Genomic DNA, 16,086 nt, shown 5'->3' with positions numbered 1-16,086 from the left:
GGGAGGCACCCATGACCATCACTGCACAGGAAGCGCCGCCGACGGCCATCCGACGTCGGAGCCGCACCGGCGGCTCACGGCTCGTGCGCTACGGCTTCATCGCTCCCGCGGCGGTGTACATCCTGCTGTTCTTCGGATATCCGATCGTGAAGAACTTCGCGATGAGCTTCCAGGAGTACACCTCGGCGACGTTCTTCTCCGGCGAGGCACCCTTCATCGGGCTGGACAACTACGCCGCGGTCCTCGCGGATCCGATCTTCGCGCGAGCGCTCGCCAACACCGCGCTGTTCACGATCGGCTCGATCGTGGGCCAGTTCGTGATCGGCATGGCACTGGCGCTCTTCTTCCGCCGGAGCTTCCCGCTCTCCGGCGTCCTCCGCTCGGTCCTGCTGCTGCCGTGGCTCCTGCCGATGATCGTCTCCGCGGCGGTATGGCGCTGGATCCTCGAGCAGGACAGCGGGATACTCAACCGCTTCCTCGACGCGACCGGACTGATCTCGGCGCCGATCCCCTGGCTGACCAGCTCGGACACCGCGCTGATCGCGGTGATCATGGTGAACATCTGGCTGGGCATCCCCTTCAACGTGGTGCTGCTCTACAGCGGGCTGCAGGCCATCCCGTCCGAGCTGTACGAAGCGGCGGAGATCGACGGCGCGACGGGGTGGAAGTCCTTCCGCTACGTCACGCTCCCGCTGCTGCGCCCCGTGGTCGGCGTCGTCCTGCTGCTCGGCGTGATCTACACGATCAAGGTCCTGGATCTCATCATCGGCCTCACCGGAGGCGGGCCGGCGAACGCCACCCAGACGATCGCCACCCGCAGCTACGAGATGAGCTTCATCGAGTTCGACTTCGGGCAGGGGGCGGCGCTGGGGAACGTCCTGATCCTGATCGCGCTGGCCTTCGCCGTGGTCTACCTGCGCGCCACCGCCCGCTCGGCCACGAAGGGATGAGCACCGTGACGACCGTTCTCGAGACCCCGCAGCGTCGGCGCCCGGCGCTGTCGCCCAACTCCTCGCTCCGACGCGGCGCCCGCACCGCGCTCGGCGTCCTCTTCGTGGCGATCATGCTGTTCCCGGTCTACTGGATGGTGAACGCCTCGCTCGCACCGGGCGGGAACAGCCTGAACACCCAGATCCTGCCCCTGGACCCGGACTTCGGCGGATACGTGCGGGCCATCGCCGATCAGGGACAGAACCTGATCACCTCGCTCATCGTCGCCCTCGGCGCCGCGATCCTCTCCCTGGTCGTGGCGACCCCGTGCGCGTACGCGCTGGCCCAGTTCCCGGTGCGCGGGAGCGGGGTGCTGCTGTTCGTCGTGCTCATCTCGCAGATGATCCCCGGGATCGTCATCGCCAACGCCCTGTACACCGCCTACAACCAGCTGGGGCTGCTGAACACGATCCCGGGCCTCGTCCTGGCGGACGCGACGATGGGGGTCCCGTTCTCCATCCTCATCATCCGCGCCTTCATGGAGGCGTTCCCCAAGGAGATCGTCGAAGCGGCCCAGATCGACGGCTGCGGGCACGTGCGCGCGTTCTGGTCGATCGTGCTGCCGGTGAGCGTCAACTCGCTGATCACGGCCGGGATCTTCTCGTTCCTGTTCGCCTGGAGCGACTTCCTGATGGCCCTGACCCTCACGACGGGACAGACGATTCGTCCCGTCACCCTCGGTCTGTACAACTACATCGGGACCAACGACACGGACTGGAGCTCGGTGATGGCCACCGCCGTCATCGCCTCCGTCCCCGCGGTGATCCTCATCATCGCCGCGCAGAAGTACATCGCCGCCGGGGCCACCGGCGGTGCCGTGAAATGACCGGAAGGACCCTCTCCATCATGACCACCACCTCCACCGGCCCGCTCCGGGTCACCGTCTGGGGCGAGAACCGCCACGAGCAGCGCGACGAGCGCGTGCGCTCCCACTACCCCGACGGCATGCACTCGGCGATCCGCGACGGCATCGTCGAGACCCTCGGCGACGCCGTCACCGCGCGCTTCGCCCTGCTCGACGATCCCGAGCACGGCCTGAGCGAGGACGTCCTCGCCGAGACCGACGTCCTCACCTGGTGGGGGCACATGGCGCACGACGAGGTCTCCGACGAGGTCGTCGAGAGGGTCAAGCGCCATGTCCTCTCCGGGATGGGTCTGGTGGTGCTGCACTCGGGTCACTGGAGCAAGATCTTCACCAGCCTCATGGGCACGACCTGCACCCTGCGCTGGCGCAACGAGTCCGACCGAGAGCTGGTGTGGACCGTGGATCCCACCCATCCGATCGCGGAGGGCGTGCCGCACCCGATCGTGATCCCGGAGCAGGAGATGTACGGAGAGCACTTCGACATCCCCGCCCCGGACGAACTGGTCTTCGTCTCCTCGTTCAGCGGGGGCGAGGTGTTCCGTTCGGGCTGCACCTTCCGCCGCGGCAAGGGGAAGATCTTCTTCTTCAGCCCCGGGGACCAGGACTACCCCGTCTACCACCATCGGGACGTGCGGCGCGTGATCGCCAACGGCGTCTCGTGGGCACGTCCCGCCGTGACGGATCGTCGGGTCCCGTTCCTGGACCGCTATCCGACCGACTGGTTCCTCACCGGTGAGGGCGGCCAGGGCGTGGGCGACGCGGAGGCCGCGGGGAAGCACGCGTGAACGGTGCGCCCGCGAGCCCCCCGGTGCCTGTCGTGGTGGTCGGCGCAGGGGGCATGGGTCGTTCCTGGATGCACGTGGTGCTCGACTCGGACTGCGCTCGCCTGGTGGGCGTCGCCGACGTCCTCCCCGGTGCCGCCGAGCGAGCCCTCGCAGAAGCGGTCGAGGATCCGCGACGGCGCGGCGGCATCGTGGTCGGCACCGAGGGCACGGACGTCGCCCTGGCCTCGGGCGCGGAGGCGATCATCGACGTCACCATCCCCGAGGCGCACCACGCCGTCACCGCCGCCGCGCTCGGGGCGGGTCTCGCGGTGCTCGGGGAGAAGCCCTGCGCGGCGACCCTCGCCGAGGCGGTGTCCCTCGCCGGACACGCCGAGGCGAGCGGGCGACTGTTCATGGTCTCGCAGTCCCGGCGGTACAACCCGCACCTGCACGAGGCCCGCAGGCTCGCCGACGAGCTCGGCGGAGCGGGCATCGTCAGCACGCGCTTCTCCAAGGCGCCGCGCTTCGGCGGCTTCCGCGATGCGATGCGCCACCCCCTGATCGTCGACATGGCCATCCATGCCTTCGATGCGGCCCGCGTCCTCCTCGAGGGGACGCCGAGCACGGTGCGCGCGATCTCCCACAACCCCTCCTGGAGCTGGTACGCGGGGGACGCCGCGGCGACGGTGCACATCACGTACTCGACCGGTGCCGTGCACGTCTTCACCGGCTCCTGGTGCTCCCCGGGCCAGGAGACCAGCTGGAACGGCGACTGGTTCCTCAGCTGTGACGGAGGCACCGTCAGCTGGGACGGGGAGACGCCTCCTCGTGCCGTGAGCGCGGACGGCACCGCCGTCGACGGGGCCCCGCCGCAGGCCGACGCGCGCTGGGAGCTCGCGGGGTCGCTCGCGGACTTCTGCCATGCTCTGCGCGGAGGGCCCGTCCCGGACGGCGAGGTGCGTCGGAACGTGTGGACGCAGGCGATCGTCGAGGCCGCGGTGCGGTCGGCCGACGAGGACCGCACGGTCACGCTCGCCGAGGTTCTCGACGAGGCTCTCGCGCGAGCGCGCGAGCTGCCGGGGCCGGAATCCGTCCAGGAGGCCCTCTCTCGGTGGGAGGATGGCGCGGACGGCCTGCGCGCCGGGTGATCGACGACCAGTCCGAGGAGACGCTGTGGCGAAGATGAAGGCACCGACCAGCCAGGACGTGGCCCGACTGGCCGGTGTCTCCCAGAGCACCGTCAGCTACGTGCTCACCGGGACGCGCTCCATCTCCGAGGAGACCCGCCGTCGCGTCGAGGCGGCCGTCCAGGAGCTCGGATACCACCCGAACTCCGGCGCCCGCACCCTGCGCTCGCGCCGCAGCGGGGTGATCGGCCTGATGGTTCCGGCACGGCAGACGCGCGACAGCGGACCGATGCCCTTCATCGTCGCGATCTCGCAGGAAGCGCGCCGCTTCGACCTCGACGTGCTCGTCGTGACGGCCGACGAGGGCGCCGCGGGAGTCCGTCGCCTGGTCGGAACCGGCCTGTGCGATGCGTTGATCCTGATGGAGATCAGCCGCCAGGACGAGCGCCTGGATGCGGTGACCGACTCCGGCCTTCCGTGCGTCTCCCTCGGGAAGCCTGACATCGTGCCCGGGGCGTCCGTGGTGGACCTGGACTTCGAGATGCTGGGGAGGATGGTCGTCGAGGGAGCCCTGGCCGAACGCTGCACGCGCCTGCTCCTGTTCGGCCGCATCGACGAGAAGGAAGGGCGCAACGACGTCTCCCGCTTCCTGCGGGGACTGCGCGGCGCTGCTCCCGCTGAGCTGGAGGTGGTCATCGCACCGGGGTCACCCGCGGAGGTGGTGGCCCTCGACCTCACCCTCGACGAGGTGGGCGGGCGCACTGCGTACTTCGGGCTGTCCCAGGAGCTCGAGATGCTCTTCGCGCTGGCGATCGGCGACCGGCTGGAGCGGGAGGACCGGGTGTTCATCGCCCTCTCGGACCACGACCTCGGGGCGATGAGCGCGGCCGTCCGCCCCCTGCTTCGGCTCACTCCGCGCCAGAGAGATGTCAGCGCGGTCGCGCTGCGCGAGCTGGTGCGCCTGCTCCGCGAGCCCGGGGCCGGCCCGCGCACCACGCTCCTGCCCCCACGCTGGGCAGATGCTCCGGGCGATGAGGACCCCGATCGGTCCGGCGATCACGCCGTCGGCCACTCCAGCCGCGGCGTGTCCGGTCCCTCGTAGGGGGCGTCGCCGTACTCGGCCTGGAGCTGCGCGGTCAGCGCCTGCATCTCCGCGAGCACCTGCGCGTACGCCGGATCGTCCGCCACGTTGGTCATCTCGCGCGGATCGGCCACGAGGTCGTAGAGCTCGTCCTCGACCGGCATGATCCGGTCCGAGGAGCCGGGGCTGCCCAGCCCGTCGTTGTAGTAGCGGATGTACTTGTGCTCGGGGGTGCGCACGCCGTAGTGGGCGGGCGCGTGGTGCTCGGGGTCGTCGTGCTCCCAGTAGCGGTAGTACACCGCCTGCCGCCAGTCCTCGACGCTCTCCCCGCGCAGCTGGGGCAGGAAGCTGCGTCCCTGCTGGTCCGGGAGGTCCTCGACGCCGCGGCCGGCCACCTCGAGCAGGGTCGCGGCGATGTCCACGTTGGAGAGGGTGTCGGTGAGGCGGGTGCCGGCCGGGATCTGCGCGGGCCAGCGGGCCAGCATCGGCATGGTCAACGACTCGTCGAGCATCAGGCGCTTGTCGAACCAGCCGTGGTCGCCGAGGAAGAACCCCTGGTCGGAGGTGTAGACGACGAGGGTGTTCTCGTCGAGCTCGTTCACCTCGAGCCAGCTGAGGATCTCGCCCACGGAGTCGTCGACCGCCTGCACGCAGCGCAGGTAGTCGCGCATGTAGCGCTGGTACTTCCACGACGATCTGGCGCGCCGCGCGTCCTCGCTCTCGCCCTCGAGCTCGGGCGGCAGCTCGTCCTTGTAGTCCGTGGGCCGCAGGTCGTCGAGCTGCATGGCCACCTCCCGCACCACCTCGGCACGGGTGGCGTGGTCGTCGTCCATCGTCTCGGGCTCGGGGATGGTGCCGGGCTCGTAGAGGTCGCCGTAGCGCGGGTGCGGGATCCATGGGCGGTGCGGGGCCTTGTGGTGCACGAGCAGGCAGAAGGGCCTCTCCGGGTCGCGCTCCTCGAGGAAGCCGATGCTCTGCTGGGTGACGATGTCGGTCGCGTAGCCGGTGATCTGCTCCTGCCCGTCCGGGCCGATCATGACGGGGTCGACGTAGTCGCCCTGGTCGGGGAAGATCCGCCAGTCGTCGACGCCGCGGGGGCGGGAGCGTGCGGAGCGGCCCAGGTGCCACTTGCCGTACAGCGCCGTCTGGTAGCCGTGCTCCTGGAGCACCTCGGGGAAGGTGCGCACCCGGTGGTCGAACTCGGAGTAGATCGACGGGGCGCGGTTGATGTGGCTGTAGGTGCCGGTCAGGATCGAGGCCCGCGAGGGCGTGCAGATCGAGTTGGTGCAGTACAGGGCGTCCATCCGTGCGCCCTCGTGGGCGAGCCGGTCCATGTGCGGGGTGGTGTTGACCCGGCTGCCGTAGGCGGAGATCGAGTGGGCCGCGTGGTCGTCGGACATGATGAACACGATGTTGGGGCGGGACATGAGGTGCTCCTGGTCGGGGGCGATCAGCGATGTCGGAGGGTGCGCAGCGGCGTCGGGCCGGCGGCGTCACCAGCGCGGGTGGATGCTCTCGCGCAGCAGCTCGTCGTAGGTCTCGCGCACGGCGGCGTCGAAGCGGTCGAGCGTCGTCTGCTGCGCGGGGCTCGCGGGACTGCCTGCGGCGGCGTTCCGACGGGCCTGCTCGGCGCTGCTGGCACCAGGGATGGCCGCGGTGACGCCGGGGCAGCCGAGGATCCAGCGCAGGCTCGCCTCCGCGAGCGGCATCTGCCCGTCGAGGGCCTGCTCGAGGCGGGCCACGGCCTCCAGACCGGTCCCGTACTCGACGCCGGAGAAGGTCTCGCCCTGGTCGAAGGCCTCGCCGTGGCGGTTGAAGCGGCGGTGGTCGTTCTCGGCGAAGCTGCTGCTCGGGGAGAACTTGCCGGTGAGCAGGCCGGAGGCGAGCGGCACGCGGGCGATGATCGCCACGCCCTTCTGCTCGGCGAGGGGCAGCACCTCGTCCAGGGGCTTGAGGCGGAAGGGGTTGAGGATGATCTGGATCGAGGCGAGGTGCTCGCGGGTGAGGCTGATCAGCGCCTCCTCGCAGGTCTCCACGCTCACGCCCCAGGCGGCGATCTTCTGCTCCTCGACGAGGGTGTCGAGCACGCCGAAGGTGCGGTCGTCGCGGTAGATCGCGGGCGGCGGGCAGTGCAGCTGCACCAGGTCCAGGGTGTCCATGCCGAGGTTCTGCCGGGAGCGCTCCACCCAGGCGCGCAGGTTCTCCTCGGTGAAGGACTCCGCGGCGAAGGGATCGGCGCGGCGGGAGGCCTTGGTGGCGATGAACGGCAGGGCCGGCGCACTCTCCCCTCCGGCACCCGCTCCCGCGGCGACGTGGCTGGCCATGCGCTCGCGCATCGCGCCCACCAGCTGCTCGCTGCGGCCGTCGCCGTAGACGTCGGCCGTGTCGAAGAAGGTGACGCCCGCGTCCAGCGCCGCCTGGAGCACCGCGTTCGCGGAGTCGTCGGTGACCTCGCCCCAGTCGGCGCCGATCTGCCAGCAGCCCTGGCCGATCACGGACAGCGGGCGGCCCAGGCGGGCAGGGGTGCGGTACTGCATGGACATCGTCGACCTCGCGTTCTCAGGGGCTCTCCCGGTGCGGGCGCCGCTCACCGGCAGTCTGGCAGACGGCGGCCGGGCGTCGTGGTGGACGCACTGGCGCTGGGACCGATGCACGTGCCCGTCCTCCGCGACGAGCGCCCCGCCTGGCGGTCCTGCGTGGCCGACGGGCAGGGCGCCGCACGGTCACTCCTCCTCGCCGCCCCCGTCGGACGCTCCCGCCCCGCTTCCGGGGCCGCCGCCCTGCGGTGCGCCCTCGCCGTCCGCGGGCGGCTCTCCGCCCGGACCCCCGCCCTCCGGTGCGCCCTCGGGCGGGGTGCCGCCCTCACCGCCGCCGGGCATCCCGCCCGCCTCGGGCTCGGTGGTGGTGTCGATGGGGACGTCGATGCTGAAGGAGCAGCCGCCGTCCACGGAGCCACTGAAAGTGACCAGCTGCTGGTCCCAGCCGTCGGAGAACACGTTGTCGCTCTCGAGGGTGATCTGATCGAGGTTCGCCGTGGAGCCGTCGTAGCCCTCGAGCTCGTACACCTCGCGGCACTCCGCCTCGGGCAGCGCGATCTGGGAGGTGAGGATCGCGTTGCCGGCGTCGACGATGGATTCGGCGTCGGGGAACACCTCGAAGTGGAGGTGGGGCCAGCGCCCGGCGTAGCAGCCGGGGACGATGGTGGTGAAGGTGACCTGGCCGCTGCTGTCGGCGACCTGCACGCCGCGCAGGTAGGTCTCGTTCTCCAGCCCTTCGCTGTACAGGGAGTACCGGCCTGCGGCGTCGCAGTGCCACAGGTACACGGCCGCGCCCTCCAGGGGCACGTCGCCGCCGGCCATGTCGATGATCGACATGGTCAGCGTCAGGGGAACTCCCTCGGCGGTGGTGTCGGAGTCGATGCTGGAGGTCAGGTCGCTGCGCTCCACACCGCTGGTCTCGAGCACGTCGGCGCCGTTGGAGCCGTCGCCCGGATAGGGGCCGACGGTCTCGCCCGGCATCTCGGTGAGCTGGGAGGACGAGGCGTCCGCGGCCCCTCCGCCGTCGCTCGCGGCGCTGCCGCCGCCGTCGCTCGCGCCCGCGGACTCCCCGCTCGCGCCGCCCGAGGAGCACGCGGCCAGCACCGCCGCGACGCTGCCCGCGCCGAGCACGCCGAGCGCCCCGCGGCGGGAGACGAGGGTGGAGATGTCGAAGTGGAGGCCCTGGTCCTCGACGTCCTCCTCGGGCCGGTCCAGAGTGCGGCCCTCCCAGGTCGCGTCGCCGACCCGGGCGTGCTCGACGGGGCCCGCCGCGGCGGGGTCGTGCTCGCGGGCCTCCGGGAAGGGGCGGTCGACGGGACGGGATGCGGTGCTGCTCATGAGCGTTCCTCTCGATGCGTTCTGCCTGTGCACCGAACGTAGGAACGGGACCTGTGGGGTTGCTATGTCCGGGGTGTGGGTGGGCGATGAGACGCGGTCGCGGGGGTGGGAAGCAGCTCGGCGGCCGCGTCCCGGTACCGTTCGGCGGCCACCTCGACCACGGCGGGGTGGTCACCGAGCGGCGTGGAGACGAGGTCCGCCCCGGCGGTGCGGACCAGGCCCGCGAAGTGGCCCGGGGCCAGCACGTAGCTCGCCGCGATCACCCTGCGCGCCCCGGCGGCGCGGGCGGCGGCGACGGCCTGCGGGATCGAGGGGTCGCAGCCGGCTCCGTAGCCGATGGTGACCGGGCAGGGCACGCGGGCGGCGAGCAGGTCGCGCATCTGCTCCACGGCGCGGGCCGCGGCGGGATCGGTGGAGCCGGCCGCGGCGAGCACCAGGTGGTCCCCGGGGCGGTGCCCGGCATCTCCCGCGGAGAGCGCGGCGAGCCTATCGCGCAGCGCCTCCACCAGGGCCGGGTGGGGACCGAGCGCCGGCGCGGCGACGGCTGCAGGATGCGGAGCGACGGCGGCGGCGATGTCCACGCCGGTGTGGAACCCGGTCGAGAGCAGCAGCGGCACCACCACGACGGGCCCCTGGGCGGCGGTGAGGGTGACGACGTCCGCGACCTCGGGCTGCTGGACGTCGACGTAGGCCTCGCGCACGGTCGTCTCGGGCACGGCGCGGGCGATCGCCTCGCGGATCCGGGCGATGACGGTGCGGCCGGCCGGGGAGCGGGTGCCGTGCGAGCAGGCGACGAGGGTGGTCATGGCGTGTCCTCCTGGGCGAGGCCCGTCGGGACGAGATCCCTGGGGGCACGGTCCGACGGGGCGGGATCCGACGGGGCGGGATCCGACAGGACCGGATCTGACGGGGCGAGATCCGACGGGACGGACTCCGCCGGGGCGGGGTCGAAGTGCTGGACCACGGCGCGCACCAGCGCGCCCATCCGGCTGCGGGCGGGGAGCAGCGCGGCCAGGCCGCGTGCCTCGAGCGGGGCGGCGGTGAGGGGGCCGACGGCGGCCATGAGCAGCTCTCCCGAAAGGACCCGGTCGGTGATGCCGGGCAGGGCACCGGCGCGCTCGGCGGCGACCAGCCAGTTCTCCGTGCCCGGCGCGGCGGTGAACAGCACGGCGTCGCAGCGGCCGCCGGCGGTGTCGAGCACGGATCGGTGCACCGCCTCGGGATCGCGGGGCGGGCCCCAGCGGTAGACGGTCAGGGCCACCACCTCGGCGCCGGCCGCCAGGAGCGCCTCGTCGAGCCCGTCGGCCCCCGAGCCGTGGTGCTGCACGGCGGCGCGCAGGCCGCCCAGGTCATGGCCTGCGAGGTAGGTGATCATCTCGGCGGAGGTGCCGTCCGCGGCCACCCAGTCCACCGTGAGGCCGGCCTGCTGGACGGCGCCGCGGGCCTTGGGGCCGCGGGCGAGCACCCGGGTGCCGGCGAGCGCCGTGCGCAGCCCGTCCCCGATCCCCGCGGCGTCGGCGGCCTCGAACCAGCCGCGCACCCCCACCCCGGTGGTGGCGATCAGCAGCTGAGGCGGGCGGGCGATCAGCTCGGCGGTGCGGGCCAGCAGCTCGGGGTCGTCGACGTGCGGGATCATGCTCATCGCCGGGGCGTGCTGGATCTCGGCGCCGTGGCGGGCCAGCGCCGCGGCGAGCTCGTCGGCGCGGCGATCCAGGGCCAGCACCAGGCGCCTCCCCTCGAGCGCGGCGGAGAGGCGGGCGGGGGCGCTCACGTGGCGGGCCCCGGCCGCGGCGCGCCGACCGGGGACAGGGCGGCCGCGCCGGCGAGCGCGGCCTCCGGGGCGAGCGCGGTGTCCGGGGCGAGCGCAGTGTCCGGGGTGAGCGCAGTGTCCTTGGTGAGCGCAGTGTCCGTGGCGAGCGCGGTGTCCGTGGTGAGGGCGGGAACGGCCGGCGGCTCCGGCCGCAGCAGCCCGGGCCGGGCGACCTCGCCGATGACGATCACGGCGGGGCTGCGCACGTCGGCCTCCTGCGCCGCGCGGACGGCGCGGCCGAGGGTGGTGCGGGTGGTGCGCTGGCGCGGGGTGTGGCCGTTCTCGATGATCGCGACCGGCCGCCGCTCCGGCACGCCGTGGGCGAGCGCCGCGGCGACCAGGCCCGGCAGGGCCCGCACCCCCATCAGCACCACGGTGGTGACCTGGTCGTCGGCGAGCGCGGCGAGGGTCGCGGCGGAGGGCCCGCGGGGCCCGTCGACGTCATGGCCGCTGAGCACGTGCACGCTCGCGGCGATCCCGCGATGGGTGACGGGCACCCCGGCGGCCTGCGGCACGGCCAGGGCGCTGCTGATCCCGGGGACCACCTCGACCTCGACCCCGGCGGCCAGGCACGCCAGCTGCTCCTCCCCGCCGCGGCCCAGCACGAAGGGGTCCCCGCCCTTGAGGCGCACCACCCGGTGCCCGGCGCGGGCGTGCTCGATCAGCAGGGCGTTGATCCTCTGCTGCGGGACGGGGTGTTGGCCGGGGTGCTTGCCGACGTCTATCACGAGCACGTCGGGGCGCAGCTCGGCGCGGATCTCGGCGCCGGGCCCGAGCCGGTCGGCGATCACCACGTCGGCCGTGCGCAGCAGCCGCAGCGCCCGCACGGTGAGCAGGTCCAGCGGTCCGGGGCCGCCGCCGACCAGGGCCACGTGCCCGATCACGGTGCTCACCGCGCACCGCCGCGCAGCAGGTACAGGTCCCCGTCGAGGGTGCGCACGGGCCAGATGCGCAGTCGTCGGAACTCCTTGCCGCGGGTGTCCACGCAGGTGCCCGAGCGCAGGTCGAAGATCTGCTTGTACATCGGGGAGGCGACGGTGGGGCGGCCGCCGCGGGAGCCGACGATGCCGCGGGAGATGACGTTCGCCCCGGAATAGGGGTCGTGGTTGTCGACCGCGCGGACGTCCCCGCCCGGCAGCAGGAACAGGGCGACCTGCTCGTCGCCGACCAGGGCGGCGCGGCCCCGCTCGACCTCGAGGTCCGCCAGCGGGCACAGCCGCTCCCAGTTCGCCGCGAGCTGCGGGGCGAGGGCCGCGCTGGTGGGGACGGCGCGGGTGGGGACAGCGCTGGTGGGGACAGCGCGGGTGGGGAGCGTGCTGGGAAGGGTCGTGGTCATCGTCGTACCTCCAGGGTCGTGCCGGCGATCAGGATCCCGCCGTCCTCGCGCTCCTCGGGGCGGGCGGGGCGCACCTGCCCGCGCTCGGGGACGTAGGCGAGGTCGGGATCGGGGGTGGTGGGGGCGTTCACGAAGGAGCGGAAGCGCGCGAGCTTCGCGGGGTCGGCGAGGGTCTGGGCCCATTCGTCGCGGTAGGTCGCCACGTGGCGGGCCATCGCGGCGTCGAGATCCGCGGCCAGGCCCAGGGAGTCCTCCATGATCACCTCGCGCAGGGAATCGATCCCGCCGTCGAGCGCCTCGAGCCAGGGGGCGGTGCGCTGGAGCTTGTCCGCGGTGCGGAGGTAGTACATGAAGTACCGGTCCAGGGTGCGGATGAGCGTGTCGTCGTCCAGCCCCTCGGCGAGCAGCTGGGCGTGGCGCGGGGTGGCGCCGCCGTTGCCGCCGACGTACAGGTTCCAGCCCTGGGCGGTGGCGATGATGCCGGCGTCCTTGGAGCGGGCCTCGGCGCATTCGCGGGCGCAGCCGGAGACGCCGAGCTTGAACTTGTGCGGGGCGCGCAGGCCCCGGTAGCGCAGCTCGAGCCGCACGGCCATGGAGGTGGAGTCGAGCACGCCGTAGCGGCACCAGGTGGAGCCCACGCAGGACTTCACGGTGCGCAGGGACTTGCCGTAGGCGTGGCCGGACTCGAAGCCGGCGTCGACCAGGCGCTGCCAGATCAGCGGCAGCTGCTCGAGGCGGGCGCCGAACATGTCCACCCGCTGTCCGCCGGTGATCTTGGTGTACAGCCCGAAGTCGCGGGCCACCTCCCCCACCGTGATCAGACCCTCGGGGGTGACCTCCCCGCCGGGCATGCGCGGCACCACCGAGTAGGTGCCGTCCTTCTGCATGTTCGCCATCACGTGGTCGTTGGTGTCCTGCAGCGTGGCGTTCTCGCCCTCGAGCACGTGCTCCCCGCCGAGCACGGCGAGGATGCTGGCGAGCACGGGCTTGCAGGTGTCACAGCCGCGGCCGCGGCCGAACCGTTCGATGACGGCGCTGAAGGTGGTCAGGCCCGAGACGTGCACGGCGTCGAACAGCTGGCGGCGGGAGAGCTCGAAATGCTCGCACAGCCCGGTGGAGACTGCCTTCCCGAGCTTCGCGAGCTCGCCGGTGACCAGGGACTTCACCATGACGGTGCAGGAGCCGCAGGTGGCACCCGCCTTGGTGCAGGCGGTGACCTCCTCCGCGTCGGTGCAGCCCTCCTCGCGCACGGCGTGGCGGATGGTGCCGGCGCTCACCGAGGAGCAGGAGCAGACCACCGCCTCGTCGGGCAGCTCGGCGGTGGGCGCCTCGACGCCGCCGGCGGGCAGGAGGTAGGCGGCGGGATCGCCGCCGAGGGGGCCGCCGACCAGCGGACGCAGGGAGCCGTAGGCGGAGGCGTCGCCGACCAGCATCCCACCCAGCAGGGTCTTGGCGTCGTCGGAGAGCACGAGCTTCTTGTGCACCCCGCCCACGGGGTCGGTGTAGACCACGTCGAGCGCGCCGGGGGTGGTGGCGAAGGCGTCGCCGAAGCTGGCGACGTCCACCCCGGAGAGCTTGAGCTTGGTGGAGAGGTCGTAGCCGTCGAAGGTCGCCGCCCCGCCGAGGATCCGGTCGCACACCACCTCGGCCATGGCGTAGCCGGGGGCGACCAGGCCCACGCACTGGTCGTCGAAGGAGGCGACCTCGCCGATCGCCCACACGGCCGGGTCGGAGGTGCGGCAGGCCTCGTCGATCCGCACCCCGCCGCGCTCGTCGCAGACGAGGTCCGCGGCACGGGCGAGCTCGTCGCGGGGGCGCACGCCGACGGTGAAGACGACGAGGTCCGCCGGCAGCTCGGAGCCGTCGCGGAAGGTGACGGAGCCGGCCTGCCCGTCGGCCCCGGCGTGGACGGCGGTGGTGCGGGCCTCGGTGCGCACGGCGATGCCGCGGGCCTCGATGAGGCGGCGCAGCGAGGCGCCGGCGGGCAGGTCCAGCTGGGCGGACATCAGCCGGTCGCTGGACTGGATGACGGTGGCCTCGGCGTCCATGCCCTGCAGGGCGCCGGCCGCCTCGAGGCCCAGCAGTCCGCCGCCGACGACGATCCCGCGCACGGGCCGGTCGAGCTCGGCGGCCCGGGTGACGACGTGCTCGCGCAGGGACTCGACGTCCTCGAGGGTGCGGTAGACGAAGCAGCCGGGCAGCTCGGCGCCCTCGACCGGGGGCCGGGCGGCGCTCGAGCCGGTGGCGAGGACCAGGTGGTCGTAGGAGTGGACGGCACCGGAGGCGGTCGTGACGGTGCGGGCCTCGCGATCGATCGAGGCGGCCCGGTCGCCCTCGAGGAGGGTGACGCGGGGGTCGGCGAAGATCGTGGACGGGAGGGTGAGGTCCTCGGGGCTCTCCCCGTCGAAGAAGCGGGTCAGGCCCACCCGGTCGTAGGGGCGGCGGGACTCGTCCCCGAGGACGGTGATGCTCAGGCGGTCCTCGGCGCGGGTGACGAGCGAGTCGACCAGGCGGTGCGCCGCCATCCCGGCGCCGATCACGATGATGCGGGGGCTCATCGGCCGGCCCCCACCAGCTCGGGGGTCTCCGTGGGGCCCTCGGCCGACGGGGCGGCAGGGGCGGTGACGTCGGAGCCCGTGCCCTCGGGATCCGCGACGGCGGAGCCCGTGCCGGTGGAGTCCGTGCCGGTGGAGTCCGTGCCGGCGTCGCCCTCGAGGGCCGTGGCGACGGTCGCGGCCTGCTTGCGACGGTGGGCGTAGTAGAGCGGGAGGCCCACGAAGGCCAGACCGCCCACCAGGTTGCCGAGCACGGTGGGGATCTCGTTCCAGATCAGGTAGTCCATGATCGTGAACTCCGCGCCGAGCAGCAGCCCGGAGGGGAACAGGAACATGTTCACGATGGAGTGCTCGAAGCCCATGTAGAAGAAGAGCATCACGGGCATCCACATGCAGGCGATCTTGCCGATCACGTTGTCCGTCATGAACGCGCCGATCACGCCCGTGGAGACCATCCAGTTGCACAGCACCGCGCGCACGAAGAGGGTGAGCATCCCGGCCGCGCCGTGGTCCGCGTAGCCGACGGTGCGGCCGTGGCCGATCTCGGAGATCGCCTCGCCCACGGCGCTGGGCGCGGTGGAGAAGCCGTAGGTGAAGTAGATGGCCATCAGCACCGCGACCGTGAAGGCGCCCAGGAAGTTGCCCACGAACACCAGGCCCCAGGTGCGCAGCATCGGTCGCAGCGACACCCCCGGCCGACGGGCGATCCACGCGATCGGCACCAGCGTGAACACGCCCGTGAGCAGGTCGAAGCCCATCAGGTACAGCATGATGAAGCCGACCGGGAACAGCATCGCCCCCAGCAGCGGCTGGCCGGTCTGGGTGGAGACGGTGACGGCGAAGGCGGCGCCGAGGGTGAGGATCGCCCCGGCCATCGTGGCGCGCAGCAGCGTGACCGGCGCGGAGTAGGAGACCTTGGCGGCACCGGCGGCGGTGAGCCGGTCCACCAGATCAGCGGGCTGGACGTAGGACATGGCTGCTCCTGAGAGGGAGGGGGAGTGGGCATGTCCCGTGCGCCTGCAGCGGGGTGATGGCCATCCTGGGCTCTCGTCGAGCTGAGGCGAAGTGCGAGAGGGGGCCGTGACCTTCTCGTGATGTGGGGTCTCAGGAGCGGCGGGGCCGGGCTCGCGCGATCTCGGGAGACCGCGCGGCCGATGGCGGCGGCGTCCCGCCCGGGCGATCAGCCCTGCGCGTCCTCCGCGCAGTTGACGGTGCCGTGGACCACGACGTCCCCGATCTCCGCGGCGTCGAAGGCGACCGCGCCGTCCTGGGCGGTGATGCCCGCGGCCGAGGTGCTCTTCTCGGGCGCGCCCTCCCGCTCGAGCTTCACCATCGCGAACTCCCCGGGCGTGACCTCGACGAGCGGGAGCTCGTCGCCCTTCATGGTGAGGGTGACGTGGCGGATCGTGCCGGGCTCCCCCGTGCAGCGCACGACCTCGGGGGTGAAGGCGGTCTCCTCGCCGTCGTGGGTGATCGTCAGGGTGCCGGTCTCATGGCCCGGCTACGCGCCGCCCTCGTCGGACGGTCCCTGCGGTGCCTCCGGCGCGGAGTCGCTCGCCTCGGCGCCTCCGCCGTCGCTGCTCGGCGTCGGGTCCTGCTCGGCGCCGGTGCAGGCGGCGAGGGAGAGGACGAGCGCGGCGAGGGCGGTGGCGGTGCGGACGGGACGGGTGATGGCCATGCTCC

The 16,086-nt window shown here is 72.7% G+C and carries 16 protein-coding genes; 5 read left to right on the top strand and 11 right to left on the bottom strand.

Going from position 1 to position 16,086, the window contains the following annotated elements; all coding sequences use genetic code 11:
* Positions 1-11 precede the first annotated feature (11 nt).
* Genes ACT3SP_RS04600 through ACT3SP_RS04580 form a run of 5 tightly spaced genes read left to right on the top strand, consistent with a single transcriptional unit; the run spans position 12 to position 4,848 of the window.
* Positions 12-950: a carbohydrate ABC transporter permease gene (locus ACT3SP_RS04600; protein WP_444586063.1), complete on the top strand. Its 939-nt coding sequence runs from the start codon at positions 12-14 to the stop codon at positions 948-950.
* 5 nt (positions 951-955) lie between these two features.
* Entirely contained in the window at positions 956-1,816 is an 861-nt protein-coding gene (locus tag ACT3SP_RS04595) for a carbohydrate ABC transporter permease (protein WP_444586195.1), read from the top strand.
* A 20-nt stretch (positions 1,817-1,836) separates the two neighbouring features.
* Complete coding sequence (locus tag ACT3SP_RS04590) at positions 1,837-2,640, top strand: ThuA domain-containing protein (protein ID WP_444586062.1); 804 nt, start codon at positions 1,837-1,839, stop codon at positions 2,638-2,640.
* Positions 2,637-3,767: a Gfo/Idh/MocA family protein gene (locus ACT3SP_RS04585; RefSeq protein WP_444586061.1), complete on the top strand. Its 1,131-nt coding sequence runs from the start codon at positions 2,637-2,639 to the stop codon at positions 3,765-3,767. Before ACT3SP_RS04590 ends, ACT3SP_RS04585 begins: the two co-directional genes overlap by 4 nt.
* 34 nt (positions 3,768-3,801) lie before the next feature.
* Positions 3,802-4,848, top strand: coding sequence for a LacI family DNA-binding transcriptional regulator (locus ACT3SP_RS04580; RefSeq protein ID WP_444586194.1), 1,047 nt, complete (start codon positions 3,802-3,804; stop codon positions 4,846-4,848).
* Here ACT3SP_RS04580 and ACT3SP_RS04575 read toward each other — a convergent pair.
* The 11 genes from ACT3SP_RS04575 to ACT3SP_RS04525 all read right to left on the bottom strand — a co-directional run bounded on the left by ACT3SP_RS04575 (position 4,803) and on the right by ACT3SP_RS04525 (position 16,081).
* The gene (locus ACT3SP_RS04575; protein WP_444586060.1) at positions 4,803-6,254 is read right to left on the bottom strand and encodes a sulfatase family protein; all 1,452 of its coding nucleotides are present in this window, start codon (positions 6,252-6,254) and stop codon (positions 4,803-4,805) included. The genes ACT3SP_RS04580 and ACT3SP_RS04575 overlap by 46 nt on opposite strands.
* A 66-nt stretch (positions 6,255-6,320) precedes the next feature.
* Positions 6,321-7,364: an aldo/keto reductase gene (locus ACT3SP_RS04570; protein ID WP_444586193.1), complete on the bottom strand. Its 1,044-nt coding sequence runs from the start codon at positions 7,362-7,364 to the stop codon at positions 6,321-6,323.
* 186 nt (positions 7,365-7,550) lie between these two features.
* Complete coding sequence (locus ACT3SP_RS04565) at positions 7,551-8,702, bottom strand: intradiol ring-cleavage dioxygenase (RefSeq protein ID WP_444586059.1); 1,152 nt, start codon at positions 8,700-8,702, stop codon at positions 7,551-7,553.
* Between the two features lie 62 nt (positions 8,703-8,764).
* Positions 8,765-9,508, bottom strand: coding sequence for a sirohydrochlorin chelatase (locus ACT3SP_RS04560; RefSeq protein ID WP_444586058.1), 744 nt, complete (start codon positions 9,506-9,508; stop codon positions 8,765-8,767).
* Positions 9,505-10,473, bottom strand: coding sequence for a uroporphyrinogen-III synthase (locus ACT3SP_RS04555; protein ID WP_444586057.1), 969 nt, complete (start codon positions 10,471-10,473; stop codon positions 9,505-9,507). The genes ACT3SP_RS04560 and ACT3SP_RS04555 overlap by 4 nt, the downstream gene beginning before the upstream one ends.
* Positions 10,470-11,405 (bottom strand): uroporphyrinogen-III C-methyltransferase, encoded by a 936-nt coding sequence (cobA, locus tag ACT3SP_RS04550; protein ID WP_444586056.1) that lies wholly within the window; start codon positions 11,403-11,405, stop codon positions 10,470-10,472. Before cobA ends, ACT3SP_RS04555 begins: the two co-directional genes overlap by 4 nt.
* Positions 11,402-11,848 carry a nitrite reductase small subunit NirD gene (gene nirD / locus ACT3SP_RS04545; protein WP_444586055.1) on the bottom strand — a complete coding sequence of 149 codons (447 nt, stop codon included), beginning with the start codon at positions 11,846-11,848 and terminating at the stop codon, positions 11,402-11,404. Before nirD ends, cobA begins: the two co-directional genes overlap by 4 nt.
* Positions 11,845-14,406, bottom strand: a complete 2,562-nt coding sequence (nirB, locus tag ACT3SP_RS04540; protein ID WP_444586054.1) for a nitrite reductase large subunit NirB — start codon at positions 14,404-14,406, stop codon at positions 11,845-11,847. Before nirB ends, nirD begins: the two co-directional genes overlap by 4 nt.
* The gene (locus ACT3SP_RS04535; protein WP_444586053.1) at positions 14,403-15,377 is read right to left on the bottom strand and encodes a formate/nitrite transporter family protein; all 975 of its coding nucleotides are present in this window, start codon (positions 15,375-15,377) and stop codon (positions 14,403-14,405) included. Before ACT3SP_RS04535 ends, nirB begins: the two co-directional genes overlap by 4 nt.
* Before the next feature lie 206 nt (positions 15,378-15,583).
* Complete coding sequence (locus tag ACT3SP_RS04530) at positions 15,584-15,835, bottom strand: hypothetical protein (RefSeq protein ID WP_444586052.1); 252 nt, start codon at positions 15,833-15,835, stop codon at positions 15,584-15,586.
* A gap of 69 nt (positions 15,836-15,904) precedes the next feature.
* Entirely contained in the window at positions 15,905-16,081 is a 177-nt protein-coding gene (locus ACT3SP_RS04525; protein WP_444586051.1) for a hypothetical protein, read from the bottom strand.
* Positions 16,082-16,086 lie beyond the last annotated feature (5 nt).

It is taken from the genome of Brachybacterium sp. AOP43-C2-M15, from assembly GCF_052446295.1.
GTDB lineage: Bacteria > Actinomycetota > Actinomycetes > Actinomycetales > Dermabacteraceae > Brachybacterium.
The sequence above is the reverse complement of the archived record's forward strand: the minus strand, read 5'-3'. Positions and strand labels throughout refer to the sequence as shown.